Here is a 24270-nt window from a genome sequence, read left to right as displayed (position 1 = left end):
ACGTACAACATGAACGGGAGTCAACTGTGGCGATGGTCGGACTGTTCTGGATCACCGCGGACGCGGTGTACGTGGGCGCCCCCCCGGGCACCGAGGGCCGTGGCGTCCGGCTGACGGAGCAGGGCGTGGAGGCCGCGGCGGCCGGCGGCCACCGGGCCTGGGCATGGGCGGAGCTGCGCTCGGCGACGGTCGAGGGCGCCCCGGTGCGCAGCGCTTCCCGCCGCCGGCTGGCGCTGGCCGTGGAGACCGTCCTCACGGCGGCGCTGGGCGGCGCCGGTGAACCGCCGGAGATGCTGCTGCGGCTCGAGACCGCCCACGGCGCGGAGGAGCTGTCCGTGCATTCGGCGGCCGCCGGTGCGTACGCCGAGGAGGAGTTCGCCCTCTCCCAGGACCTGCTCGCCCGGTTCGTCGACGGCACCGCGTCCCCCCGGACGCTCACGGCGTGGGGCAGGGTCGCCGGCGGTACGACTCCGAAGCCGCTCGAGCGCCTGGCGCTGCTGCGGAAGTGGACCGGCGCATGAGGCGGTTGCTGCGTCCCGCGCCGGTGTGCGCGATCACCGGCACCGGTCCCGTACGGGCCGAGCACGGCCATGACCCGGACGCGTACGTGGAGATCGGATCCCTCACCAAGGCGCTCACCGGAACCCTGCTGGCGCGGCTCGCCGACGCCGGCCGGCTCGACCCCGACGACCGGCTGACCGCATGGCTTCCGGCCGTTCCCGCCGGATCGGAGATCACGCTGCGGCAGCTGGCGGACCACACCTCGGGTCTGCCGCGCCTGCATCCGCTGCCGACGTCGACCGACCCCCGCGACCCGTACGCCACCCTCGACGCCGAGGAGTTCGACAGGGTCCTGCGGCGGCTCGACGCGATCGCCGCACGGAAACCGGGCGCGGGCGAGGAGTACTCCAACCTCGGCTACGCCGTCCTCGGCGCCGCCCTGGAGGCGGCCGGAGGCGGCACGTACGAGGAACTGCTGCGCGCGCACGTGCTCACGCCGCTCGGCGTCGACGACGTCACCGCCCGGCCGCCCGCCGACCGGACGCTGACCGCCCGCGGCCTGTTCGGGCGGCCCCGCACCCCCTGGACCATGACCGGTCCGATCCTGCCCGCCGGCGGCCTGTGGGCGACCCCGCGGGCCGTGGCACGCCTCGTGCGGGGCCTGCTGGTGGACGGGGCGCTGGGCGAACCCGCGCTGTCCTGGCAGAGCGCGGGCGAGCTGCGCTGGCACAACGGGGCGACACGGGACGCCTCCGTCTTCGCGGGGGCCTTCCCCGGCACCACCACCTGGGCGGTCGTCCACCGGCTCGGCGGCCGGCCCGCCGGGACCGATCGGGCCGGGCTGAAGCTGCTCGCCGAGGCGAAGAAGGCCCCGCAGGACCGGGGAACCCCCGAGAGGCCGACGAGCGGATGACGGACGTCGACGTCGCTGTCGTCGGCAGCGGCCCCAACGGACTCGCCGCCGCGGTCACCATGGCCCGCGCCGGTCTGCGCGTCGAACTCCGTGAACGCGCCGACGACATCGGCGGCGGACTGCGCACCGCCTCGCTCTTCGACAGCGAGGTCGTGCACGACATCTGCTCCGCGGTGCACCCCATGGCCGCCGCCTCGCGGTTCTTCCGCGAGTTCGGCCTCGGCGCCCGCGGGGTGGAACTCCTCCACCCGGCGATCAGCTATGCCCATCCCCTCGACGGGCGGCCCGCCGCGCTCGCCCACCGCGACCTCGCGACGACCTGCGCCGGACTCGGCGCCGACGGCGCCCGGTGGCGCAGGCTCATGGAACCCCTCGTCGCGCACAGCACCGGCGTCGTCGACTTCATGCTGTCCGGGCAGCGGTCCCGGCCCGACGGCCTCGCCGCCCCGGCCCTGCTGGCACCGCGCGTGCTGCGCCACGGCAGCCCCTTCCACGGGTTCGCGACCGAGGAGGCGGCCGCGCTGCTCACCGGTGTGGCCTCGCACGCGGTCGGGCGGCTGCCCAGCCTCGCCTCCGGTGCGACAGCCCTGCTGCTCGGACACCTCGGCCACAGCACGGGCTGGCCGCTGCCGAGGGGAGGCAGCGCCGTCATCGCCCGCGCCCTCGCCGACGACCTCGTGGCGCACGGCGGCCGCATCCTTACCGGAGCGCCCGTCGCCGATCTGAGGGAGCTGAAGGGCGCACGGACCGTCCTGCTGGACGTGGCGCCGAAGGGATTGCTCGCGCTCGCCGGGGACAGGCTGCCGGACCGCTACGCGCGCGCCCTGGCGCGCTTCCGGTACGGCCCGGGCGCGGCGAAGGCGGACTTCCTGGTCTCCGCGCCGATCCCCTGGCGCGACCCGGACATCGGCCGCGCGGGCACGGTCCACCTGGGCGGCAGCCGCGCCACGATCCTGCGGCAGGAGACGCTCGCGGCGCGCGGCGTCCCGACCGCCGAACCGTTCGTCATGCTCGTCGATCCCGCCGTCACCGACCCGGGGCGGGAGGTGCGGGGCAGGCGGCCGGTCTGGGCGTACGCGCACGTGCCCAACGGCGACACGCGTGACCCGCTGCCGATGATCCGGGCCGCGATCGAGCGGCACGCCCCCGGGTTCACGGACACGGTCCTGGCCGAACGGGCCGTCACCGCCGCCGGGTTCGAGGCGTACAACCCGAACTACGTGGGCGGCGACATCCTGTCGGGGGCCATCAGCCTCACGCAGTCGCTGCTGCGCCCCGTGCCCCGGCTCGACCCCTACCGGACACCGCTGCGCGGGGTGTACCTGTGCTCGGCGTCCACGCCGCCCGGCCCCAGCGTGCACGGCATGTCGGGCTACTGGGCGGCGCGTTCCGCCCTGCGGCGCGAGTTCGGCGTCCGCACGGCTCCGGTTCTCGGCCCCGCGTCATGAGCGGCGGGAACGGCGGCCACCAGGCGGAGATCCGTGTCGTGCGCCGGGCCGCGGACGCGCCCGCCGCGCCCCTGACGGTGATCCGCCTGCTGGCCCTGCTGCCACCGGAATGGCCCTGCGCCACGCGTGTGTCCGCGGACCGGATCACGCTGTGGCTCGGGGCCGGTCCGGACGCGGCGCGCGCGGCGGTGGCCGGGGCGCTGCGGGACCGCGCGCTGCGCGGATGGTCGCTGCCGGACCCTCACGGGTGAGGTTCAGATCCAGCCGCGCTCACGGGCCAGCAGGGCGGCCTGCGGCCGGCCCGCCGCGCCGAGCAGCTGCATCAGGTCGGCCACATGGCGCCGGTAGGTGCGGACGGAGATGCCCAGCTCGCGGGCGCCGATCTCGTCCTTGCTGACCCGGCACATCGATTCCAGGACGCGTTGTTCCAGTTCGGTCGGGTGATCGGGGCCGTCGCCGTCCCGGCCGTGCGGCGGTAGGCGCTCCGCCTGGCTCCAGATCTTCTCGAACAGGGCGAGCACGTTGGCGACGAGCCCGTCCTCACGGGCGAGCAGGGCGCCGCGCGTGGTGTCGTCGGGATCCGCGGGCACCAGGGCGGTGCTGCGGTCGTAGACGAGGATGCGCTCGGTGACGGTCTGCGCTACCCGGATCTGCGCGCCCTGCGAGGCCAGTTCGCGCAGGTAGCCGGCGGTGGGCGGGTGGTCGAGCGCCGTGCGCGGCACGACGCTGCGGATCCGCACGCCGCGCCGCAGACAGCGCTGGTCGAGGGGACGGGCGTGCGCGATGTTCTCAGGCGTCAGCTCGGCGTACGGCTCGACCGAGAGGATCTCCTCGCGGGCGAAGAAGGCGAGGTCGTCGATCCGGGCGCGGATCCGCTCGACGTCCGCCAGCCGCTCGACGCGCGCTGCGCAGACGCCGTCCCTGGGCTGCTCCTGCCGCAGCTCGGCGACGAGGTGCCGGGCCTGGGTGACCCGGGCCAGCTCCCTGTGGAGCTCCCGAAGACGCAGGTCGGTGAGGCGCTCCACGGTGGTCTCCGGGTCCGCGGAGGCCAGTGCGTTCGGTCCGGTGCGGTTCAGCACCCCCAGCGCGCACAGGCGGTGCACGCCCGCGCGCACCTCGTGCCGATCCAGGCCCAGCAGTGTGTGGATCTCGTCGTCGGAGGTGTCCGGATTCCTCAGGAAGTGCCGGTACACGGCCTCTTCAGGAGCGCAGAGCCCCAGCCCGGACATGTCTGATCCCATTGCGTCGCCCCCGGTCATCCGCCGCCCCGACCGGCCCTGCGCGCGCCGGGCAGGATGGTCGGTCCCGCCCTGGCGCGAGGCCGTTCCGGCTGATGACCTGGAGTCTAACCCGCGAGGGTGACAGGGGAGTTCGGTCCGCGGTCCGCCCAGTCCCCAGTGCCTTCGCGGCGTCCGGGCAGGGGGCTTTGTGCGGCTCCTGTTCGCGCAGTGCGACAACATGGCCGCGGCGCGGGACGCCTGTCGGGGCATCTGGGCGGCGGTGCCTAGTCGCCGCTGCCCTCGGGCGGCAACTTCTCCTCCAGGATGCCCGACTGCGCGATGAGGAAGCCCAGTTGGGCGCGGCTTCCACTGCCGAGCGCGGCGGCGAGCTTGGCGATATGGGCGCGGCAGGTGCGGACGTTCATGCCGAGCCGGCGGGCGATGGCTTCGTCGACGTGGCCCTCGACCAGGAGTTTCGCGATGGAGCGCTGGACGCCGGTGATGCCGTCCACCGCGGGCGGGTACGGCATCTGCTGGGTGAGCGGTATCGCGCGGCACCACAACTGCTCGAACACCTGGGCCAGATAGTGGACGAGGCCGGGGTGGCGGAGTTCCAGCGCTATCTGCCGATCGGAGCGGGCCGGGATGTAGGCCACGGTCCGGTCGAAGATGATCAGGCGCTCGATGAGTTCTTCGAGGGTGCGGATCTCGACCTTGGCGTCGGCCAGCCTCTCCGCGTACGCGAGTGTGCCCTGGCTGTGGCGGACGGTGTGCTGGTACAGCGTCCGCATGCTGATGCCCCGTTCGACGACGGACTTCCCCCGCTCCAGCGCCTCGCTCAGCACGTGCTCGCTCCGCCCGCCGCCGGGCTGGACGGTGAGCACCTCGGTGTGGCATTCCATGGTGGCCAGATCGAGCGCGGCGTTGATGCGGCTGACTCCTTCCAGGACCGTGATGGCGTGCGTGGCCAAGGGGTCCTGGGCGCTGATGTTCATGAACGGCTCGAAAGAATCGGTCAGTTCGACCGCGAGGTGCCGCCGCTCCTGAATCTCTCGTTCGATGGGGTACAGACGTTGCGCGAGCGCCGCCGACGGCGGAACTGGGCGAAGCCAGTCCGGGGAGTCGGGGTCCGGGTGCAGCAGTGCGAATTCGACGAGGCAGGGAGCGATCGCCGCTTCGGTGCGGGAGATGCGTCCGGAGCGCAGTGCGCTGGCGTAAAGGCGCTTTCCTTCCTCGCACATTTCGGTTACGCCATGGGGATGTGCCCGACTTGTGTCGATTGTGTTCAAATCTCCACCCCCCAGGGTCCTGAACGTGCAAGAACATGATGCATCGCTTCTGTGGCATTCGCGTCCCTGGGTGAGGCATCGTCGGGAGGGCGGGGGAGAGGAATCCATCAAGTGAGGACGAAGCCGACTATGTACAGGAGAACGCTTCGCTCGGTGCTTGCCGCTGCCTTCTCTGCAGTCCTGCTCTACGGCGCGATGAGCGCCGGCGACATCGGGTGGGACAGCACACCCACGGGGGTCGGTTCTGGTCTCGTGCAGGCGGATGGCGACATCGGCTGGGACACCGCGCCGACGAAGGCGGAAGCATGACCATACCCCCGGACGACAGGGTCTTCCGACGGGAGATGGCGACGGCATATCGCTCCGGGTGGCACTTCATCGACCTCGTCACGGCAATCCCCCACCGTGGCGACTCGTTGATGGTCACCCTGTTCGGAGAGCCCATCGTCGTCGCCCGCGAAGAGGACGAGGACGTCCGCGCCTACCGGTGCCTGCGACGGCCGCGGGGAGCCCCGCAGCCCGTCCGCTGCGCCATCCGGTACGGCATGATCTTCGTCAATCTCGACGCGCGTGATCACCAGCTCGTCGAACCGGACACCACCGCCACCCCCCGCAGTGCCTGAGCGATTCCCCCGTCGTTTCAAATCGCTTGGGTGCTTCCCCCACACAACGGCGCCATCGTGGACCTGAAACACGATGGCGCCGTTGTGCTGCCCGAAGCCCCTTCCGCAGGGTGCTCCGGTGCGCGGCCGGCTACGCCCGGCCCATCGCGCGGGTCAGCGCGATCTCGATGACGACGCGGTCCGGGTTGGGTGTCGGCGTGCGCCCGTACCGCTCCGCGTAGCGGCTCACCGCGTCGGCGACGATCTCCGGCTCCGTACGGATCGTCGCGACGCCCTCCAGCGTCGCCCAGCGGCCCTTGTCCACCTGGCACACCGCGACCCGTGCGCCCTCCGGGCCGGCGGCCAGCACGTTGGCGACCTTGCGGCTGTGCTTGTTGGTGATCACCCGTGCCAGCCCGCGTGTCCCGCCCTCGGGGTCGTACGTCACTCCCACCGCCACGACGTGCGGCGTGCCGTCCGGGCGCGGGGTGGTCAGGGTGGACATGTGGTACTCGCGCCAGAAGCCGAGGTACGACGCGCCGGGGTTGCGGGGATCGATGGCCATGGGGCGGAACCTACCTCCGCGGGCTGTTCGTCAACACCCTGAGTGGAATAGACTCAACTTTGTGCAGGTTGACTGAGTCATGGCTGGGTACAGCCCATCAGCAAGGAGGAGAGAGGGCACGTGGACGCCGAGCTGACCAACAAGAGCCGTGACGCGATCAACGCGGCGAGCAACCGGGCCGTACAGGACGGGCACGCCGACCTGACCGCGGCACACCTGCTGCTCGCCCTCCTGGAGGGGCGAGGCCGTCAGGCAAACGAGAACATCACCGACCTGCTGGCCGCCGTCGACGCCGACCAGGCCGCCGTCCGGTCCGGGGCCGAGCGCCTCCTCGCGTCGCTGCCCAGCGTCACGGGTTCCACCGTCGCGCCGCCGCAGCCCAACCGCGAGCTGCTCGCCGTCATCGCCGACGCCGACCGGCGCGCCAAGGAGCTGGGCGACGACTATGTCTCCACCGAGCACCTTCTCATCGGCATCGCCGCCAAGGGCGGGCAGGCCGGAGAAGTGCTGTCCGGGCAGGGTGCCACGGACAGGAAGCTGCTGGACGCGTTCGAGAAGGCAAGAGGAGGGCGCCGGGTGACCACGCCCGACCCCGAGGGTCAGTACAAGGCGCTGGAGAAGTTCGGCACGGACTTCACCGCGGCCGCCCGCGAGGGCAAGCTCGACCCGGTCATCGGCCGGGACCAGGAGATCCGCCGTGTCGTGCAGGTGCTGTCGCGGCGCACCAAGAACAACCCCGTGCTCATCGGCGAGCCCGGCGTCGGCAAGACCGCCGTCGTCGAGGGCCTGGCCCAGCGCATCGTCAAGGGCGACGTGCCCGAGTCGCTGCGCGACAAGCGGCTCGTCGCGCTCGACCTCGGCGCGATGGTCGCGGGCGCGAAGTACCGCGGCGAGTTCGAGGAGCGGCTGAAGACCGTGCTGTCCGAGATCAAGGACAGCGACGGGCAGATCATCACCTTCATCGACGAGCTGCACACCGTCGTCGGCGCCGGCGCGGGCGGCGACTCCGCGATGGACGCCGGAAACATGCTCAAGCCCATGCTCGCCCGCGGCGAGCTGCGCATGGTCGGCGCCACCACCCTCGACGAGTACCGCGAGCGGATCGAGAAGGACCCGGCGCTGGAGCGGCGCTTCCAGCAGGTGCTGGTCGCCGAGCCGACGGTCGAGGACACCGTCGCGATCCTGCGCGGCCTCAAGGGCCGTTACGAGGCCCACCACAAGGTGCAGATCAACGACTCCGCGCTGGTGGCGGCCGCCACCCTCTCCGACCGGTACATCACCTCCCGCTTCCTGCCCGACAAAGCCATCGACCTCGTCGACGAGGCCGCCTCGCGGCTGCGCATGGAGATCGACTCCTCGCCCGTGGAGATCGACGAACTGCAGCGCGCCGTCGACCGGTTGCGCATGGAGGAGCTGGCGCTGAGGAACGAGTCGGACCCCGCCTCCAAGCAGCGCCTGGAGAAGCTGCGCCGCGACCTCGCCGACCGGGAGGAGGAGCTGCGCGGGCTGACCGCACGCTGGGAGAAGGAGAAGCAGGGCCTCAACCGCGTCGGTGAGCTCAAGGAGCGGCTGGACGACCTGCGCGGCCAGGCCGAGCGCGCCCAGCGCGACGGCGACTTCGACACCGCGTCCAAGCTGCTCTACGGGGAGATCCCGGCCCTGGAGCGCGACCTGGAGGCCGCGTCCGAGGCCGAGGAGGAGGCGTCCAAGGACACGATGGTCAAGGAGGAGGTCGGCCCGGACGACATCGCGGACGTGGTCGGCTCCTGGACCGGCATCCCGGCGGGCCGCCTCCTGGAGGGCGAGACGCAGAAGCTGCTGCGCATGGAGGAGGAGCTGGGGCGGCGGCTGATCGGCCAGGGCGAGGCGGTGCGGGCCGTGTCCGACGCGGTCCGGCGTACGCGCGCGGGCATCGCCGACCCGGACCGCCCGACGGGCTCGTTCCTCTTCCTCGGCCCCACCGGTGTGGGCAAGACCGAGCTGGCGAAGGCGCTCGCCGACTTCCTCTTCGACGACGAGCGGGCGATGGTCCGCATCGACATGTCGGAGTACGGCGAGAAGCACACCGTCGCCCGCCTCGTCGGCGCGCCGCCCGGCTACATCGGCTACGAGGAGGGCGGCCAGCTCACCGAGGCCGTGCGCCGCCGCCCCTACAGCGTGGTGCTGCTGGACGAGGTGGAGAAGGCCCACCCCGAGGTCTTCGACATCCTGCTCCAGGTCCTCGACGACGGACGACTGACGGACGGGCAGGGCCGGACGGTGGACTTCCGCAACACCATCCTCGTCCTGACCTCCAACCTGGGCAGTCAGTTCCTGGTCGACCCGCTGACCGGTGGCGAGCAGAAGAAACAGCAGGTGCTGGAGGTGGTGCGGGCCACCTTCAAGCCGGAGTTCCTCAACCGCCTCGACGACCTGGTGGTCTTCTCGGCCCTGTCGAAGGACGAGCTGGCACGCATCGCGCGGCTCCAGATCGACCGGCTGGCCCGCCGCCTCGCCGAGCGCCGGCTCACGCTCGAGGTCACCCCGGCGGCGCTGGAATGGCTCGCCGACGAGGGCAACGACCCGGCGTACGGCGCCCGCCCGCTGCGCCGACTGATCCAGACGTCGATCGGCGACCGCCTCGCGAAGGAGATCCTCGCGGGGGAGGTCAAGGACGGCGACACGGTGCGGGTGGACCGCTTCGGCGACGAGCTGATCGTGGGGGCGGCGACGGCGGGGGACGGCGCGGAGTAAGGCGCTTCGCGCGGTGTCCTCAGGCTCCCCTACGGCCTGGCGGCCGTGGGGGTCTCTCGGCGAAGGCCAGGGGGTGCCTCGGCGGGCTGTTTTCGCGCCACGCACATTCGGCCCCGCAAGCGTTTGAGGCACGCGGCTTGGGGTGGAGCCCCAACAGGCACACCGCGCACATCCAGCCTGGCCGGGGGCGCCGCCCACGGCCGCCAGGCCATAGGGGAGGTCGAGGCGCGGGGGGCGCGGGGCCGGAGCGCCCGGGGGGATCAGCTCGCAGCGGATCGGGTGCGGCGGGGCTTGCCACGCACGGGCGGGGATGGGAGAGGATGGCGGCATCCGTACGAAGGGAAATACACGGTGACCATCGATCCGTCCTCGATTCCGAATTTCGGGGGCCAGCCCCAGCCCCAGGCCGCAGGACCGGCGGGCCCCGTCGTTCCCGACCAGGACCTGGTCAAGCAGCTGCTCGAGCAGATGGAGCTGAAGTACGTCGTCGACGACGAGGGCGACCTCGCGGCGCCGTGGGAGGACTTCCGCACGTACTTCATGTTCCGCGGCGAGAACGAGCAGCAGGTCTTCTCGGTGCGCACCTTCTACGACCGCCCGCACGCGGTCGAGGACCGGGCGAAGCTCCTCGACACCATCGACGACTGGAACCGCCGCACCCTGTGGCCGAAGGTCTACACGCACCTGCACGAAGACGAGGAGACGAAGGAGCAGTCCCTCCGCCTCATCGGTGAGGCGCAGATGCTGATCGGCACCGGCGTCAGCCTGGAGCACTTCGTGTCGTCCACGGTCAGCTGGGTGCGCGCGTCGATCGAGTTCGACCGGTTCATCGTCGACCAGTTGGGCCTGGAGAAGGCCGAGGACGCCGGTGAGGAGAAGCCGGCCGACGACGCCTGACGCATCGGCGCGCCTGACGCACCACGCGTGCGCGAGGGCCCGGCGTCCATGCGGGCCTGTTGCTTCGCCCCGCCGTCATGCGGCGGGGCGAAGTGCTGCCACCGGGCCGGCGTCTCGGTCCGCCGGTGTCGGCGTGGGCACCGTCGCCCTGGTGGGAACGGCGAAAGTGGAGGGACGCTGAACGAGTCCCAGGAATCGGCCAACGTACAGACGCAGCAGAGCGCCGTCGACGCCATCAACAAGCACGGGGTCCAAGCCCCTGCACCTCTCCCGGCAAGAAGCCCGGCGAGGCGCGGGAGGCTTATGCGCTGACCGTCGACGCCCGGACCATCGGGGAAACTCGGGTGCACGGGGACGAGCTGCGACAGGTCCTCGTCGACTACGGCGGACGCGGTCACGAACGTGACCACCGTCCCCACCAGTGCACCGCACGCCCGCGACCCCGATGACGACCGGGCGAAGCAACCAGCGCGTACCGGCATTCCTCAGACGGCCAGGGACTTCAGCCGCGCGACCGCGTCCTCGAGGACGTCCCTGCGCTTGCAGAACGCGAACCGCACGAACGGGGCGCCCTGCTCGCGGTGGTCGTAGAAGACCGCGTTCGGGATGGCGACGACTCCACAGCGCTCGGGCAGCGACCGGCAGAACGCGAAGCCGTCCGCCTCGCCGAGCGGGCGGATGTCGGTCGTCACGAAGTACGTCCCGGCCGGCCGGTACACCGTGAAACCGGCGGCCGCGAGCCCCGCGCCCAGCAGATCGCGCTTGGCGTGCAGATCGGCGCGCAGGCCGTCGAAGTACTGGTCCGGAAGCCGCAGCGCCTCCGCGACCGCGTACTGGAAGGGCCCCGCCGACACGTACGTCAGGAACTGCTTCGCCGAGCGGACCGCGCTCACCAGCTCGGGTGCCGCCGTCACCCAGCCCACCTTCCAGCCGGTGAACGAGAAGGTCTTGCCCGCGCTCGAGATCGTGACCGTGCGCCCGCGCATCCCGGGGAAGGACGCGAGCGGCACGTGCTCGCCGTCGAAGACGAGGTGCTCGTACACCTCGTCGGTCACCACCAGCAGGTCCCGTTCCACGGCGAGGGCCGCGATCGCCGCGAGCTCGTCGCGGGTCAGGACCGTGCCGGTGGGGTTGTGCGGCGTGTTGAGCAGGATCAGCCGGGTGCGGGGGGTCACCGCGTCCCGCAGCTCGTCGAGGTCGAGCCGGTAGGCCCCCTCCTGCGGGCGCAGGGTCACCGGCACCCGCGTACCGCCCGCCATGGCGATGCACGCGGCGTACGAGTCGTAGTACGGCTCCAGCGCGATCACCTCGTCGCCCGGCTCCACCAGGGCGAGCAGCGCGGCCGCGATCGCCTCGGTGGCGCCCGCGGTGACCAGGACCTCGGTGTCGGGGTCGTGGACGAGCCCGTAGCGGCGGAGCTGGTGGTCGGCGACCGCCGTGCGCAGCTCGGGGATGCCGGGGCCGGGCGGGTACTGGTTGCCGCGTCCGTCGCGCAGCGCCCGGACCGCCGCCTCCCTGACCTCCTCGGGGCCGTCGGTGTCGGGGAAGCCCTGTCCGAGGTTGATCGACCCGGTCCGGGCCGCCAGCGCGGACATTTCGGCGAAGATCGTGGTGCCGAACTCCGCCAGCCTGCGGTTCAGCAGCGGTCGTGATCCGGGTTCGCGTCCTGTCATGGGCGCCATCCTGGGCCGAACCTCTGGAGTTGCTCAAGTCTGCTTTGGGTCCGGGAGGCCGAGGGCATCCCCCTGTCAGGCAGGTGAGCGTCACGGGAACACGACCGGAGGAAGCGGTCGCGCAGCGTCGCGGGGGGACTCCCCCAGAGCCTTCGGCCTGGGAGGTACCCCCACCGGGGGAATGCGAAGGACGGTGGGTGTGATGGTGATTTTCGGTGGTGTGGTCGTCGGGCTGGTGGTGGTCGTGGCCCTTGTGCTGGCCGTGTCCGCCGGCCGGAGTGCGGCGAGGACCGGCAGCGGCCGGAGGCGCCGGAGCGGCGGCGGGTCGAGCAGCTGGTGGGCCGGTGACGGCGGCAGCTCGTCCTCCTGCGGCAGCTCCTCCTCGTGCGGCAGCTCCTCGTCCTCGTGCGGCGGCGGCGGGGGTGGATGTGGCGGAGGCAGCTGACACGGGGCAGCTGGTCCGCGACCGGTGAAGGTGCCCGGCGGGTGAACTCCCGCCGGGTGCCTTCTTGTTGGTCGCTCTTCGCACAAGTGCCCAGAGTGGGGCGGGACTTCACGTGCCCCACGAGCCCTGTAATTCGTTGAACACGTGAACCGCCTGGCCCCCTGGGGGATGGAAACCATGCCAAGTTGGGTAAAAACGCTGTGGTTGTCGCGTAATTCGTGATTCCCTCACTGTGGAACCTGTTGGAACCATCCAGCCCTCGGACCTTCTGTGGACCCGAGCAGGCCACCCCCCATGTCGTGCGCCCCGTCTCCGGGGCGTCAGGTCCACGTGTCCACCCGCCGAAGCGCGTATGCGGAGCCGACCCCATGCTCACGACCATCGATACCGCCTACACCGACACCCGTGCCGACGACCTCGCCTGGGCGCTCGGCCGGGAGCCGCTGCCCGCCCTTGCCGTCCTCGATCTCGAACTATCCGGTTCCAAGCTTCAGTTGAGACTCCTCGGGGCGTCCCACCAGGTGCTGCTGGACCAGGAGGACGGCTCGTGCTCGGAGACCGTCGCCTGCATCCCGGGCAGCAGCACACCGCTGCCCCTCGGCGTGGCCAAGCGGCTCGGCGACTGGGAGTACGAGTTCGCCGCCCGGGTCGAGACGCTGTCGGAGCAGTCGTTCGCGGTCCGGGCCCAGGAGCTGCTGGCGCTGGTGGCCGACCATCCACACGGCCTCGCGGGCACCTTTCCCGGCTCGCCGCACGCCTTCACCGCCATGCTGGCCCAGCGCGTCGAGGACCAGGTGCGCTGGCGCACCTGGCACGCGTACCCGCAGGAAAGCCGCCTGGTGGTCACGCGTACGCGGGTCGGCGTACTGCAGCACCACGGGCCCCAGAGCCGGCGTGCTGAGCGCCGCCCGGACCGTGCGGTGCTGTAGTCAACCCCTGTGGGTGACAGGACGGATGTGGACTGTGACGTAGCGTGGCGGGGATGATCGGCCGGCAGCGCACCTCCCCGCCCCGCAACGCGGTGACGCCGCCCGTGAGCCCCGCCGCCGGGCGCGGTCTCGTGCTGGCGGCGGCCTTCGTCTGCGCGGCGTGCGGGCTGGTGTACGAGCTGGAACTCGTCGCGCTCGCCTCGTACCTGACCGGCGACTCCGTCACCCATGCGTCCGTCGTGCTGTCCGTCATGGTCTTCGCGATGGGTGTGGGCTCGCTGCTCGCCAAACGGCTGCGCTGCCGGGCCGCGGTCGGCTTCGGGGTACTGGAGGCGGTGCTCGCGCTCGTCGGCGGCGCCTCCGCGATGGTGCTGTACGCGGCCTTCGCCTGGGCGGGCGGGTCCCGCGTCGCGCTCGTGGCGTTCTCCCTGGCCATCGGGGTGCTCATCGGCGCCGAGATACCTCTGCTGATGACGCTCATCCAGCGTGTCTCGCGACGGGACGCGGAGGGCACCGTCGCCGATCTGTTCGCCGCCGACTACGTGGGCGCGCTGGTGGGCGGACTCGCCTTCCCCTTCCTACTGCTGCCCTGGCTCGGCGAACTGACGGGCGCGCTGGCGACCGGCGCGGTCAACGCCGTGGCGGGCGCCGTGCTCGTGCTGTGGCTGTTCCGGGCGGAGATGTCGGCACGCTGGCGGCTGCGGCTGCTCGTGCTGAACGGGGTGGTGCTCGCGCTGCTCGCCCTGGCGACGGCCTTCGTCGGCGACTTCGAGCGCGCCGCGCGCCGCGCGGTCTACGGCGACCAGGTGCGGGTCGCCGTGCACACCGGCGTCCAGGAGGTCGTCCTCACCGGCCGGCCGTCCCAGGCGCCCGACCTGTTCCTCGACGGATGGCTGAAGGTGCGCGGCCGCGACGAGCACCGCTACCACGAGGCGCTCGTCCACCCGGCCATGAACGGGCGGCACGAGCGTGTGCTGATCCTCGGCGGCGGCGACGGCCTCGCCGCGCGCGAGGCGCTCGGATACGGGGACGTCGGCTCGGTGACCATCGTCGAACTGGACGCCGGGCTCGTACGCCTCGCCCGCACCGATCCCGCCCTCGCCGCGCTCAACCGCCATGTCTACGACGACCCCAGGCTGCGTGTGGTCACGGCGGACGCCTTCTCCTGGCTGCGCGCCGCGCAGCGGGGGCAGTACGACGTGATCGTCTCGGACCTCCCCGACCCCGGCATCACCGCCGGCACCAAGCTCTACTCGCTGGAGTTCTACGGTCTCGCCCGCCGGGTCCTCGCACCGGGCGGGCGCCTGGCCGTCCACGCGGGGTCCGCCGCCCGGCCGCGCACGTACTGGACGGTCGACGCGACGCTGCGGGCGGCCGGTTTCTCCACCACCGCGTACCTGAACGGTTGTCCGGTGCGGGGCAGAGGCCACGCGGACACCGGCCCCGACCGGTTCCGGAACAGCACCGCGACCGCGCCCCAGAGGGGCTTCCTGCTCGCCTCGGCGGGTGGCGCCCCGCGGCTCGCGCTGGACCGCGGCGTGCCGCCGCTGCGCTCGCCGCTCGCCGCCGAACTCGCCGCCTACGGGCGGGCGGCCGAGCGCACCCGCGTGCCGGGCCTCGAACCGTCGACCCTGGTACGCCCCCGATACGTCCTCTGATGACACCGGCCGGGCGCCGGCTGTCGGAGGTCGCCGCGTGAGGCCCTCTACGCAGGGCTGCGCCGACGAACCGGCGCGCGAAGGCAGACGCGGCGGGCCCGGCTGAGTAGGCTCGGCTTCCATGGAGCATGAGGTGTTCGTACCCGTTCCGGCTGAGACCCTCCGACAGGTGCTGCGGGATCCCGCCCGGGTGGCCCGCTGCGTCCCGGGGCTCCAACAGGACGCCGACCGGGCGGCGGGGCCGCTGACCGGCAGGCTCAAGGTCCGGGTCGGCAGCCACACCATCACCTACCGCGGCGCCCTGCACCTCGTGGAGCAGGAGGGAGCCTTCGTGGCCGAGGGCGACGGCGCGGAGGCGCGCGGCAGCGGCTCGGTGAAGATCGTGCTGACGGTACGCCCGGCGCCGACCGACGGAGGGACGACGCTGACGTTCAGCGGTTCGTCGACGGCCGACGGCCGGCTCGCGGCCCTCGGGGCGTCCGCGCGGACGACGGCCGCCCACCGCCTTCTGGACCGGTTCGCCGAGGCGCTCGCGGTCGCGGCCTCCGACGGTGCGAGCGCGTCGCCCGAGGACGCGTCCGACGACGCCCTGGACGCGGACGCGCCGTCCGAGCAGCCTGCCGAGCCGGACTCCGCCCAGCCCGGCGCTCCCTCCGTCTTCGACGGACCGGTGCCCCCGCCGTCGCTCGGACAGGATGCCGACGACGAGTTCACCGACCTCGATGCGCCGGCCGCCGGCCTCGATGCCTCCGACGCCTCTGCGGTCTCCGCCGACGACGTGGACGACGTGGATGACGTGGATGACGTGGACGACCTCGACGACCTCGACGGCCTGGAGGAGCTGTCGGAGCTCCCCGCGGAGCCCGCCGCCGAGGCGGCCCACGCGCGGCGCACCATGATCGGCCGGAGCGCCGAGGAGGTCGACCACGCGCCCCCGCGCGGCCGTTACGCGCCGACCCCGGGTCCGGACCCTTCCGGCTCCGGCGCCACCCTGCGGTGGATCGCGCCCGCCGCGGCGCTCGCGCTTGCTTCCGCGGTCGTCGTCAGCCGTGTGCTGCGCCGCCGCAAGTAGTGCGGGCTAGTGTCGTCGTGTGAGTAGCGAAGAGAGCGTCCGGCTGGGCGCCGGCGACGTCGAGTTGACCGTGCATCCGGCGAACGGCTGCCGCATCGGAAGCCTGCGCATCGGCGGCACCGAGGTGCTGCGCCAGGGGGAGCGGTACGGCTCGTTCCCCATGGTCCCCTGGTGCGGACGCACCAGGGACGGGCAGTTCCGCAACGGGGACGTCGTCCACCAACTCCCGCTCAACGCGGCTCCGCACGCCATTCACGGCACCGGCCGCGACACCGCCTGGCGCACCGCGACGGCGGGCAAGAGCGAGGCCGCGTTCACCTACGATCTCGCCGAGCCCTGGCCGTACACCGGCAGGGTCACGCAGACCTTCGAGCTGACGGCTGAATCGCTGACCCTCGCGATGGGCGTGGAGACGTACGGGACGTCGTTCCCCGCCCAGGCCGGCTGGCACCCCTGGTTCCTGCGCAACCTCGGTAGCGGCGAGGACGTACGGGTCGCCTTCGCACCGGCGTGGCAGGAGGAGCGCGGCGAGGACCACCTGCCGACGGGACGTCGCATCGACCCGCTGCCCGGACCGTGGGACGACTGCTTCGGCATGCCCGACGGCCTGTCGGTCACCCTGACGTGGCCGGAGCAGCTGGAGCTGACGGTCGCGAGCCGCGCCGAGTGGGTGGTGATCTACGACGAGCAGGCCGAGGCCGTCTGCGTGGAGCCGCAGTCCGGCCCGCCGAACGGGCTGAACACCCATCCCGAACTCGTGACCCCGATCGAGCCGCTGGAGGTCACGACGACATGGACCTGGCGGCGGCTTTAGGGAGTGTCCGGTGGATCAGGGCCGGACAGGACGCGGCGTCCGGTGCATGGGGTCTCCCCAGGCCCGCACGGCCTGTGGGACGCATCGCAAAGCTACGGAGTGCCCTGACGGCGGAGCTGTTCGGGCATGTCGGCAACGCAGCGTGGGGGCACCCCAGGCGAAGCTCTGGGGGAGCGTCGTGGCCCCGGCCAAGGTCCGCCGGGCAGGCCCTAAGCTCATGGGCATGACTGACGTACGCGCTGAGCTGCTCCAGCAGATCAAGGACAAGGCCGTGGTGCACGGCAAGGTGACCCTCTCCTCGGGCATCGAGGCCGACTGGTACATCGATCTGCGCCGGATCACGCTCGACGGCGAGGCCGCGCCGATGGTCGGCCAGGTCATGCTCGACGCCACCGCCCACCTCGACTACGACTGCGTCGGTGGTCTGACGCTGGGCGCCGACCCGGTGGCGACGTCGATGCTGCACGCCTCGGCCGCCCGCGGCGGGCGGCTCGACGCCTATGTCGTCCGTAAGGCGGGCAAGGCGCACGGCATGCAGCGCCGGATCGAGGGCACGGACGTGAAGGGCCGTCGCTGCCTCGTCGTCGAGGACGTCTCCACCACCGGCGGCTCCCCGCTGACCGCCGTCGAGGCGGTACGGGAGGCGGGCGGCGAGGTCGTCGGTGTCGCCGTGATCGTCGAGCGCGGTGCCGCCCCGAAGATCGCCGAGGCGGGCCTGCCCTACGTCAACGCGTACTCGCTCGAAGAACTCGGTCTCGCGTGAGGCCATCCTGACCTGCGCTGATACCGACGGGCGTCCTGTTTCACGTGAAACGGGACGCCCTTGGCGCATCCTGGCGCGACGGGCTCTGTGGAGCCGGGCGGAGAGTCTGGAAAGATAGGCCGCGACGATGACGTCGCCCCCAGGTCAGGGCCAGCACCACATACCCGCACATCACAAGGAGCGGACACATGCCCATCGCGACTCCCGAGGTCTACAACGAGATGCTCGACCGGGCGAAGGCAGGCAAGTTCGCCTACCCGGCCATCAACGTGACTTCGTCGCAGACCCTGCACGCCGCCCTGCGTGGCTTCGCCGAGGCCGAGAGCGACGGCATCATCCAGATTTCCACCGGCGGCGCCGAGTTCCTGGGCGGCCAGCACAACAAGGACATGGTCACCGGCGCCGTCGCGCTGGCCGAGTTCGCGCACATCGTCGCCGCGAAGTACGACATCACCGTCGCGCTGCACACGGACCACTGCCCGAAGGACAAGCTGGACGGCTACGTACGTCCGCTGCTCGACATCTCCGCCGAGCGCGTGAAGGCCGGCCGCAACCCGCTCTTCCAGTCCCACATGTGGGACGGCTCCGCCGAGACCCTCGCCGACAACCTGGCCATCGGCCAGGAGCTGCTGGCGCAGGCCGCCGCCGCCAAGATCATCCTCGAGGTCGAGATCACCCCGACCGGTGGCGAGGAGGACGGCGTCTCGCACGAGATCAACGACGAGCTGTACACCACGGTCGAGGACGCGCTGCGCACCGCCGAGGCCCTCGGCCTGGGCGAGAAGGGCCGCTACCTGCTGGCCGCCTCCTTCGGCAACGTGCACGGCGTCTACAAGCCGGGCAACGTCGTCCTCCGTCCCGAGCTGCTCAAGGACCTCCAGCAGGGCGTGGGCGAGAAGTACGGCAAGACCGCGCCGTTCGACTTCGTCTTCCACGGCGGCTCGGGCTCGACGGCCGAGGAGATCAGCACCGCGCTGGAGAACGGCGTCGTGAAGATGAACCTCGACACCGACACCCAGTACGCCTTCACGCGTCCGGTCGCGGCCCACATGTTCCAGAACTACGACGGCGTCCTGAAGGTCGACGGCGAGGTCGGCAACAAGAAGACCTACGACCCGCGCACCTGGGGCAAGCTGGCCGAGGCGGGCATGGCCGCCCGTGTGGTCGAGGCCTGTGCGGCCCTGCGTTCCACCGGCACCAAGATCAAGTAGTGTTGCGGAGGGCCCGGCACCGTGACACGGTGCCGGGCCCTCCTGCTGCGTCCCTTGTCGGTGTCCCTGGCGTGCGGACTCAGCGCCCCGCCGCGGACGAGTTCGGCAGCCGGAGCCGGGGGCACCTCGCCCACCTCCTGGGGAAGTCGGCCGTCCTCGACTAGCCCGCGGGCGCGGGGGCCGGGAGGATGCCCGTATGGACATCAGGCTGTCCTCGGCCCAGGGGCGCTGGGTGGTCCTCACGACCGTCCTCGGTTCCGGGATGGCGCTGCTCGACTCGACCGTCGTCAACGTCGCCCTGCCCCAGATCGGCCGGGACCTCGACGCCGACCTGGCCGTCCTGCAGTGGACCGTCAACGCGTACATGCTCACGCTCGCCGGTCTCATCCTCCTCGGGGGAGCGCTCGGCGACCGCTACGGCCGGCGGCGGATCTTCGTGCTCGGCGTCGTCTGGTTCGCCATCGGCTCGCTGCTGTGCGGACTGGCTCCGAACGGCGGCATCCTGGTCGCGGCCCGGGCCTTGCAGGGCGTCGGCGGTGCGCTGCTCACCCCGGGGTCGCTTGCCCTGATCCAGGCGAGCTTCCACCCCGACGACCGGGCCCGCGCGGTCGGGCTGTGGTCGGGGCTCGGCGGCGTCGGCGCGGCGGTCGGACCGTTCGTCGGCGGCTGGCTCGTGGACGGGCCCGGCTGGCGCTGGGTCTTCCTGCTCAACGTGCCGCTGGCCGCGCTGTGCGTGCCCGTGGCGCTGCGGCACGTCCCCGAGTCGCGCAATCTTCGGGCGGTGGGCCGTTTCGACGTGCTGGGCGCGGTGCTGGGCGCGGCGGCGCTGGGCCTGGTGACGTACGCGCTCATCGACGCGACGGTGTGGCCCGGGCTCGTGGGCGTGCTGGTGGGGGTGGCCTTCGTCCTGGTCGAGCGACGGCGGCCCGAGCCGATGCTGCCGCTGTCCGTCTTCGCGATCCGGCAGTTCACCGCGGTCAACCTGGTGACGCTGTGCGTCTACGCGGCGTTCGGCGGGTTCTTCTTCCTCGTCGCGCTCCAGCTCCAGGTCGTCGCGGGCTATTCGGCACTCGGCGCCGGTACGGCGCTGCTGCCGACCACGGTGCTGATGCTCCTGCTGTCGGCGAAGTCCGGGGAACTGGGGGAACGGATCGGGCCGCGCATCCCGCTGACCGTCGGTCCGCTGCTGTGCGCCGCCGGGACGATGCTGATGCTCCGGGTCGGTGAGGACGCCTCGTACGTCGTGGACGTGCTGCCCGCCATGGTGGTGATGGGCATGGGCATGGTGACCCTGGTGGCCCCGCTGACCGCGACCGTCCTGGCGTCCGTGGACACCGCGCGGGCCGGGATCGCGAGCGGTATCAACAATGCGGCGGCCCGCGCGGCGGGTCTGATCGCGGTGGCGGCGCTGCCGCTGCTGGCGGGCATGGGGCCGGAGGCGTACCGCTCGGCGGCGGAGTTCGGGGAGACGTTCCAGCGTGCGATTCCGATGTGCGCGGTGGTGCTGGTGGCGGGCGCCGTGATCGCCTGGGCGATGGTCAGGGCGCCGGCGCCGGCGGAGGAGCACACGCACCCGGAGTGCCGGATGAACTGCGGGGTGTCGGCGCCCCCGCTGGAGCCGACCCGTGCGGAGCAGCCCGACGCGTGACGCCCCGGTGTGCGCGGGGCCCGGCCCCACCCGTCGGGGCCGGGTGGGCCACGCTGCCGTCGGGGCGCTGCCCCGAACCCCGTGCCTCAACCCCGGCGGCGGGCCGGGGTGCCCGGGGCTGGTGCCCCGAGCTCCCCGCCTCGAACGCCTGGGGTGAAACGGTGCCGGGGCTAGCGCTTCAGTTCCGCGTAGGCCTCGTCGCTGCTGTCCTTGAGGAACTGCCAGCAGCGGTCCGCCTCCTCCCTCTCCTCGATCGCGCCGGCGGCACGCGCCAGAGCCGCCAGGCAGCGCAGGAAGCCGCGATTGGCGCGGTGGCTGAAGGGGATCGGGCCGTGTCCCTTCCAGCCCGCGCGGCGCAGGGCGTCGAGCCCGCGGTGGTACCCGGTGCGGGCGTAGGCGTAGGACTCCACCACATGCCCGGCCTCGAAGGCGTCGTCGGCCAGCATCGCCCACGCCAGGGAGAAGGTCGGGTGCGCGGCGGCGACCTCGGCAGGCGTCGCGGACTGCTCGGCGAGCATCCGGTAGGCCTCTTCGTTCTCCGGCAGGTGGGTCGGGGGCGGACCGCCGAGCAGGTTCTCGTGAAGGTTCATGGCTGAAGTCTGCCATCGGCGCACCGCACCCGGCCGGGCCAGGGAACCGCTGCCTCATGGGCCACGTCCTCCCGGGTACGATCGCACGCGCTGTCGATTTACTCGTCCGCAGCCGATGTACACCGCCGGAACGGAGGCCCCACCCTCTCCCCCGGAAAAGCCGGCCGAACCGGAGGAGAGTTCCGTCTTGGGCAAACGCGCCGCCACCGGACGCGGGCGTGGACGTGGCCGCCGTTCCCCGTCCCGCCGGGACCGGGCACGTCGCCGTCCGCTCGGCCCGCTCCTCGTGCTCGGCCTGCTCGTCGGGGTGCTGTCCATCGGCGGCGGCGCCGCCCTCGCCCACTGGCGCAGCGGTGGCACCGGCACCGGCGCCGCGTCCGCGGCCCCGTCGCAGACGCCTCGCGCCGAACCGCTGACGTCCCCCGAGACCTCCCCCGAGAACTCTCCCGAGGCCGACCCGAAGCCGTCCGTCGCCGCCTCGCCGCGCCCCGGCGTGACCGTGTCGCCCAAGGCGTCCCCGAAGGCGAGCGGGCCGCCGGACGTGCCCGCCTCCGCAGAGGGGACGTTCACCGCCGCGCAGGCCACCGGCGCGGCGGCGGGCACCGGCACGCTGCGCCGCTACAAGGTCGAGGTCGAGGACGGCATCGACCTGTCCGCGCGGCAGGCGGCGGCCGAGATCGAGGACATCCTCGCCCACCCCCGGGGCTGGGCCGCCCACGGCCGCGGCCGGTTCCAGCTCGTCTCGTCGGACGCCGACTTCGTCATCAGGATCGCCACTCCGGCCACCGCCGACCGCCTCTGCCTCGCCCAGGGCCTCAACACCCGCGGTGAGCTGAACTGCGAGACGGTCGAGGGCGTCGTCGTGAATCTGAAGCGGTGGATGCTGGGGTCGCCGACGTTCGCCGGGACACCCGCCGAGTACCGGCACCTGATCATCAACCACGAGGTGGGGCACGAGATCGGCATCCGGCGGCACATGGGCTGCCCCGGCCCCGGCCGTCCCGCGCCGGTGATGATGCAGCAGATCAAGGGCCTGAACGGCTGCGTCTCCAACGCCTGGCCCTACGACGAGGACGGGACGTATCTCACCGGACCGCCGGTGTGAACCTCGTCCTATGATGCCGGTGGGGACCGGGGCCCACACCGATCAGGAAGGGGCGGACCGCTACCCGGATTCGTCGAGGAGACAGCGATGTCACATGACGCCGCCCCGAATCTGGACTTCGCGGGCACCACTCCGTACGAGGACTACGTCCAGGCGGATGTCCTCACCCACCTCCAGCACCCCCGTTCGGACGACCCGGGCGAGATGGTCTTCCTGGTCACGACCCAGGTCATGGAGCTGTGGTTCACGGTGATCGTCCACGAGTGGGAGACCGCGGCCCGCGCGCTGCGGGAGGACCGCGTCCCCGTGGCGATGGACGCCCTCAGGCGCTCCGTACGGGAGCTGGAGGCGCTGAACGCCTCCTGGCGGCCGATCGCCAACCTGACCCCGGCCCAGTTCAACGCCTACCGCGACGCGCTCGGCGAGGGCTCCGGCTTCCAGTCGGCCATGTACCGGCGCATGGAGTTCCTGCTCGGCGAGAAGTCCGCGTCGATGCTGGTGCCGCACCGCGGCGCGCCGCGCGTGCACGCGGAGCTGGAGAAGGCCCTGCACGAGCCGAGTCTGTACGACGAGGTGCTCAGGCTGCTGGCGCGCCGGGGCCACGCGATACCGGCCGAGGTGCTGGAGCGGGACCTGTCGCAGAAGTACGAGCCGTCCGAGCAGGTCGAGCGGGCGTGGGCCGAGCTGTACGCCGCCGAGGACCAGGACTCCGAGCTGGTGCGCCTCGGCGAGGCGCTCACCGACGTCGGCGAGCTGGTGTGGCGATGGCGCAACGACCATCTCGTGGCGACGCGGCGGGCGATGGGCTCGAAGGTCGGCACGGGTGGTTCGGCGGGCGTCTCCTGGCTGGAGAAGCGGGCCCGCAAGAACGTCTTCCCCGAGCTGTGGACGGCGCGCAGCCATGTCTGAGTCGCTGGCCGGGAAGGCCGCGGCGCTGGACGCCGCAGACGAACTGGCCGCCGCGCGCAAGCTGTTCGCGCTCGACGAGGCCGTGTACCTGGACGGCAACTCGCTGGGCGCGCTGCCCGCGCACGTGCCGGCCCGCGTCGCCGATGTGGTGACGCGTCAGTGGGGCGAGCTGCGTATCCGTTCGTGGGACGAGAGCGGCTGGTGGACGGCGCCCGAGCGGATCGGCGACCGGATCGCGCCGCTGGTGGGCGCGGCGCCCGGGCAGGTCGTGGTCGGCGACTCCACGAGTGTCAACGTCTTCAAGGCGGTGGTGGGCGCCGTGCGGCTCGTCGACGACCCGGCGCGTACGGACGTCCTGGTGGACGCCGGCACGTTCCCCACGGACGGGTACATCGCCGAGTCCGCCGCCCGGATGACCGGAAAGCAGCTGGTACTCGTCGACCCCGCGGACCTGCCCGCGGCCCTCGGGCCGACGACGGCGGTCGCGCTCCTCAATCACGTCGACTACCGTTCGGGCCGGCTCCACGACCTGCCCGGCCTGACGGCGGCGATCCACGACGCGGGCGCGCTCGCGGTCTGGGATCTGTGCCACAGCGCGGGCGCGCTGCCGGTGGGGCTGGACGAGCACGGCGTGGACCTCGCGGTCGGCTGCACGTACAAGTACCTGAACGGCGGCCCCGGTTCACCGGCCTACCTGTACGTCGCCGAGCGCCACCAGGCCGGCTTCGACTCCCCGCTGCCGGGGTGGAACTCGCACACGGACCCGTTCGCGATGACCCTCGGCTACGAGGCCGCGCCCGGCGCGGTCCGGGGCCGGGTCGGCACCCCCGACATCCTGTCCATGCTCGCGCTGGAGGCGTCGCTCGACGTCTGGGACGGGGTCTCGATCGACGCGGTACGGGCCAAGAGCCTGGCGCTGACGGACTTCTTCCTGGAGTGCGTCGAGGCGTACGTCCCGGCCGGGTCGGTGACCTCGCTGACGCCGGCGGCCCACGCGGAACGCGGCAGCCAGGTCGCGCTGCGCTGCGAGGACGCGCCGCGGGTGATGCGGGAGCTGATCGGCCGCGGCGTGATCGGAGACCTGCGCCGCCCGGACGTCCTGCGGTTCGGCTTCACGCCGCTGTACGTGGGCTTCGGTGACGTGGAGCGAGCGGCGCGGGTGCTGTCGGAGGTGCTGCGGGGCTGAGCGTCCGGGGGCGCTGCCCCGGCCCCGGTGGGGGCCGCGCCCCCGAACCCCGGGCTGGACTGCGCCCCCGGACCCCGGGCGGGTCTGCCGCTGCGCGGG

At 72.3% G+C, this 24270-nt stretch carries 23 protein-coding genes; 18 read left to right on the top strand and 5 right to left on the bottom strand.

What is annotated here, in order from left to right:
- Positions 1-26: 26 nt before the first annotated feature.
- The 4 genes from HW130_RS13180 to HW130_RS13165 are packed head-to-tail and all read left to right on the top strand — an operon-like array spanning position 27 to position 3113.
- Positions 27-521, top strand: a complete 495-nt coding sequence (locus HW130_RS13180; protein ID WP_177149727.1) for a hypothetical protein — start codon at positions 27-29, stop codon at positions 519-521.
- A complete protein-coding gene (locus tag HW130_RS13175; protein WP_177149726.1) occupies positions 518-1414 on the top strand; it encodes a serine hydrolase in 897 nt (298 codons plus the stop codon). The genes HW130_RS13180 and HW130_RS13175 overlap by 4 nt, the downstream gene beginning before the upstream one ends.
- A complete protein-coding gene (locus HW130_RS13170) occupies positions 1411-2862 on the top strand; it encodes an NAD(P)/FAD-dependent oxidoreductase (protein ID WP_177149725.1) in 1452 nt (483 codons plus the stop codon). The genes HW130_RS13175 and HW130_RS13170 overlap by 4 nt, the downstream gene beginning before the upstream one ends.
- Positions 2859-3113 carry a hypothetical protein gene (locus tag HW130_RS13165; RefSeq protein ID WP_177149724.1) on the top strand — a complete coding sequence of 85 codons (255 nt, stop codon included), beginning with the start codon at positions 2859-2861 and terminating at the stop codon, positions 3111-3113. The genes HW130_RS13170 and HW130_RS13165 overlap by 4 nt, the downstream gene beginning before the upstream one ends.
- Before the next feature lie 3 nt (positions 3114-3116).
- Here HW130_RS13165 and HW130_RS13160 read toward each other — a convergent pair whose 3' ends face one another.
- Positions 3117-4091: a helix-turn-helix transcriptional regulator gene (locus HW130_RS13160; RefSeq protein ID WP_375256530.1), complete on the bottom strand. Its 975-nt coding sequence runs from the start codon at positions 4089-4091 to the stop codon at positions 3117-3119.
- A 275-nt stretch (positions 4092-4366) separates the two neighbouring features.
- Positions 4367-5323 (bottom strand): helix-turn-helix transcriptional regulator, encoded by a 957-nt coding sequence (locus tag HW130_RS13155; protein WP_256356064.1) that lies wholly within the window; start codon positions 5321-5323, stop codon positions 4367-4369.
- A gap of 201 nt (positions 5324-5524) precedes the next feature.
- On the opposite strand from HW130_RS13155, the gene HW130_RS13150 reads away from it, so the two are divergent.
- Positions 5525-5680: a hypothetical protein gene (locus HW130_RS13150; protein WP_177149721.1), complete on the top strand. Its 156-nt coding sequence runs from the start codon at positions 5525-5527 to the stop codon at positions 5678-5680.
- A complete protein-coding gene (locus HW130_RS13145; RefSeq protein ID WP_177149720.1) occupies positions 5677-5994 on the top strand; it encodes a (2Fe-2S)-binding protein in 318 nt (105 codons plus the stop codon). Before HW130_RS13150 ends, HW130_RS13145 begins: the two co-directional genes overlap by 4 nt.
- Before the next feature lie 130 nt (positions 5995-6124).
- On the opposite strand, the gene HW130_RS13140 is transcribed toward HW130_RS13145, so the two are convergent.
- A complete protein-coding gene (locus HW130_RS13140; protein ID WP_177149719.1) occupies positions 6125-6538 on the bottom strand; it encodes a pyridoxamine 5'-phosphate oxidase family protein in 414 nt (137 codons plus the stop codon).
- A 120-nt stretch (positions 6539-6658) separates the two neighbouring features.
- On the opposite strand from HW130_RS13140, the gene clpB reads away from it, so the two are divergent.
- On the top strand, positions 6659-9271 hold the full coding sequence (gene clpB, locus HW130_RS13135; RefSeq protein WP_177149718.1) for an ATP-dependent chaperone ClpB: 2613 nt from the start codon (positions 6659-6661) through the stop codon (positions 9269-9271).
- A gap of 351 nt (positions 9272-9622) precedes the next feature.
- Positions 9623-10168 (top strand): YbjN domain-containing protein, encoded by a 546-nt coding sequence (locus HW130_RS13130; RefSeq protein WP_177149717.1) that lies wholly within the window; start codon positions 9623-9625, stop codon positions 10166-10168.
- A gap of 485 nt (positions 10169-10653) precedes the next feature.
- Here the strand turns inward: HW130_RS13130 and HW130_RS13125 are convergent, their stop codons facing one another.
- Entirely contained in the window at positions 10654-11841 is a 1188-nt protein-coding gene (locus HW130_RS13125; RefSeq protein WP_177149716.1) for a pyridoxal phosphate-dependent aminotransferase, read from the bottom strand.
- 813 nt (positions 11842-12654) lie between these two features.
- On the opposite strand from HW130_RS13125, the gene HW130_RS13120 reads away from it, so the two are divergent.
- The 7 genes from HW130_RS13120 to HW130_RS13090 all read left to right on the top strand — a co-directional run bounded on the left by HW130_RS13120 (position 12655) and on the right by HW130_RS13090 (position 20381).
- The gene (locus HW130_RS13120; RefSeq protein WP_177149715.1) at positions 12655-13215 is read left to right on the top strand and encodes a DUF2617 family protein; all 561 of its coding nucleotides are present in this window, start codon (positions 12655-12657) and stop codon (positions 13213-13215) included.
- Between the two features lie 53 nt (positions 13216-13268).
- Entirely contained in the window at positions 13269-14873 is a 1605-nt protein-coding gene (locus HW130_RS13115) for a polyamine aminopropyltransferase (protein ID WP_177149714.1), read from the top strand.
- Positions 14874-14994: 121 nt separating this feature from the next.
- On the top strand, positions 14995-15945 hold the full coding sequence (locus tag HW130_RS13110; protein WP_177149713.1) for an SRPBCC domain-containing protein: 951 nt from the start codon (positions 14995-14997) through the stop codon (positions 15943-15945).
- Positions 15946-15964: 19 nt separating this feature from the next.
- Positions 15965-16759, top strand: coding sequence for an aldose 1-epimerase (locus HW130_RS13105; protein WP_177149712.1), 795 nt, complete (start codon positions 15965-15967; stop codon positions 16757-16759).
- A gap of 223 nt (positions 16760-16982) precedes the next feature.
- Positions 16983-17522, top strand: a complete 540-nt coding sequence (gene pyrE / locus HW130_RS13100) for an orotate phosphoribosyltransferase (RefSeq protein ID WP_177149711.1) — start codon at positions 16983-16985, stop codon at positions 17520-17522.
- A 188-nt stretch (positions 17523-17710) separates the two neighbouring features.
- A complete protein-coding gene (fbaA, locus tag HW130_RS13095) occupies positions 17711-18733 on the top strand; it encodes a class II fructose-bisphosphate aldolase (RefSeq protein ID WP_177149710.1) in 1023 nt (340 codons plus the stop codon).
- Between the two features lie 196 nt (positions 18734-18929).
- Positions 18930-20381 (top strand): MFS transporter, encoded by a 1452-nt coding sequence (locus tag HW130_RS13090; protein ID WP_177149709.1) that lies wholly within the window; start codon positions 18930-18932, stop codon positions 20379-20381.
- 170 nt (positions 20382-20551) lie between these two features.
- Here HW130_RS13090 and HW130_RS13085 read toward each other — a convergent pair whose 3' ends face one another.
- Positions 20552-20971 (bottom strand): DUF3151 domain-containing protein, encoded by a 420-nt coding sequence (locus tag HW130_RS13085; protein WP_177149708.1) that lies wholly within the window; start codon positions 20969-20971, stop codon positions 20552-20554.
- A 187-nt stretch (positions 20972-21158) separates the two neighbouring features.
- Here HW130_RS13085 and HW130_RS13080 point away from each other — a divergent pair, with 187 nt between their 5' ends.
- From HW130_RS13080 to kynU, 3 genes are all read left to right on the top strand, one after another.
- Positions 21159-22076 (top strand): DUF3152 domain-containing protein, encoded by a 918-nt coding sequence (locus HW130_RS13080; RefSeq protein ID WP_256356063.1) that lies wholly within the window; start codon positions 21159-21161, stop codon positions 22074-22076.
- Between the two features lie 87 nt (positions 22077-22163).
- A complete protein-coding gene (locus HW130_RS13075; RefSeq protein WP_177149706.1) occupies positions 22164-22985 on the top strand; it encodes a tryptophan 2,3-dioxygenase family protein in 822 nt (273 codons plus the stop codon).
- The gene (gene kynU / locus HW130_RS13070; protein ID WP_177149705.1) at positions 22978-24171 is read left to right on the top strand and encodes a kynureninase; all 1194 of its coding nucleotides are present in this window, start codon (positions 22978-22980) and stop codon (positions 24169-24171) included. The genes HW130_RS13075 and kynU overlap by 8 nt, the downstream gene beginning before the upstream one ends.
- Positions 24172-24270: the final 99 nt, after the last annotated feature.

This window comes from Streptomyces sp. PKU-EA00015, assembly GCF_013387495.1.
GTDB lineage: Bacteria > Actinomycetota > Actinomycetes > Streptomycetales > Streptomycetaceae > Streptomyces.
Note: the sequence above shows the minus strand (reverse complement) of the source record. Positions and strands in the feature narration are given on the sequence as shown.

Coding starts and splice junctions, on each gene's coding strand:
- HW130_RS13175 (WP_177149726.1), top strand. CDS start 518: ATGAGGCGGTTGCTGCGTCCCGCGCCGGTGTGCGCGATCACCGGCACC.
- HW130_RS13170 (WP_177149725.1), top strand. CDS start 1,411: ATGACGGACGTCGACGTCGCTGTCGTCGGCAGCGGCCCCAACGGACTC.
- HW130_RS13165 (WP_177149724.1), top strand. CDS start 2,859: ATGAGCGGCGGGAACGGCGGCCACCAGGCGGAGATCCGTGTCGTGCGC.
- HW130_RS13160 (WP_375256530.1), bottom strand. CDS start 4,091: ATGTCCGGGCTGGGGCTCTGCGCTCCTGAAGAGGCCGTGTACCGGCAC.
- HW130_RS13155 (WP_256356064.1), bottom strand. CDS start 5,323: ATGTGCGAGGAAGGAAAGCGCCTTTACGCCAGCGCACTGCGCTCCGGA.
- HW130_RS13145 (WP_177149720.1), top strand. CDS start 5,677: ATGACCATACCCCCGGACGACAGGGTCTTCCGACGGGAGATGGCGACG.
- HW130_RS13140 (WP_177149719.1), bottom strand. CDS start 6,538: ATGGCCATCGATCCCCGCAACCCCGGCGCGTCGTACCTCGGCTTCTGG.
- HW130_RS13125 (WP_177149716.1), bottom strand. CDS start 11,841: ATGACAGGACGCGAACCCGGATCACGACCGCTGCTGAACCGCAGGCTG.
- HW130_RS13120 (WP_177149715.1), top strand. CDS start 12,655: ATGCTCACGACCATCGATACCGCCTACACCGACACCCGTGCCGACGAC.
- HW130_RS13115 (WP_177149714.1), top strand. CDS start 13,269: ATGATCGGCCGGCAGCGCACCTCCCCGCCCCGCAACGCGGTGACGCCG.
- HW130_RS13110 (WP_177149713.1), top strand. CDS start 14,995: ATGGAGCATGAGGTGTTCGTACCCGTTCCGGCTGAGACCCTCCGACAG.
- pyrE (WP_177149711.1), top strand. CDS start 16,983: ATGACTGACGTACGCGCTGAGCTGCTCCAGCAGATCAAGGACAAGGCC.
- fbaA (WP_177149710.1), top strand. CDS start 17,711: ATGCCCATCGCGACTCCCGAGGTCTACAACGAGATGCTCGACCGGGCG.
- HW130_RS13090 (WP_177149709.1), top strand. CDS start 18,930: ATGGACATCAGGCTGTCCTCGGCCCAGGGGCGCTGGGTGGTCCTCACG.
- HW130_RS13085 (WP_177149708.1), bottom strand. CDS start 20,971: ATGAACCTTCACGAGAACCTGCTCGGCGGTCCGCCCCCGACCCACCTG.
- HW130_RS13075 (WP_177149706.1), top strand. CDS start 22,164: ATGTCACATGACGCCGCCCCGAATCTGGACTTCGCGGGCACCACTCCG.
- kynU (WP_177149705.1), top strand. CDS start 22,978: ATGTCTGAGTCGCTGGCCGGGAAGGCCGCGGCGCTGGACGCCGCAGAC.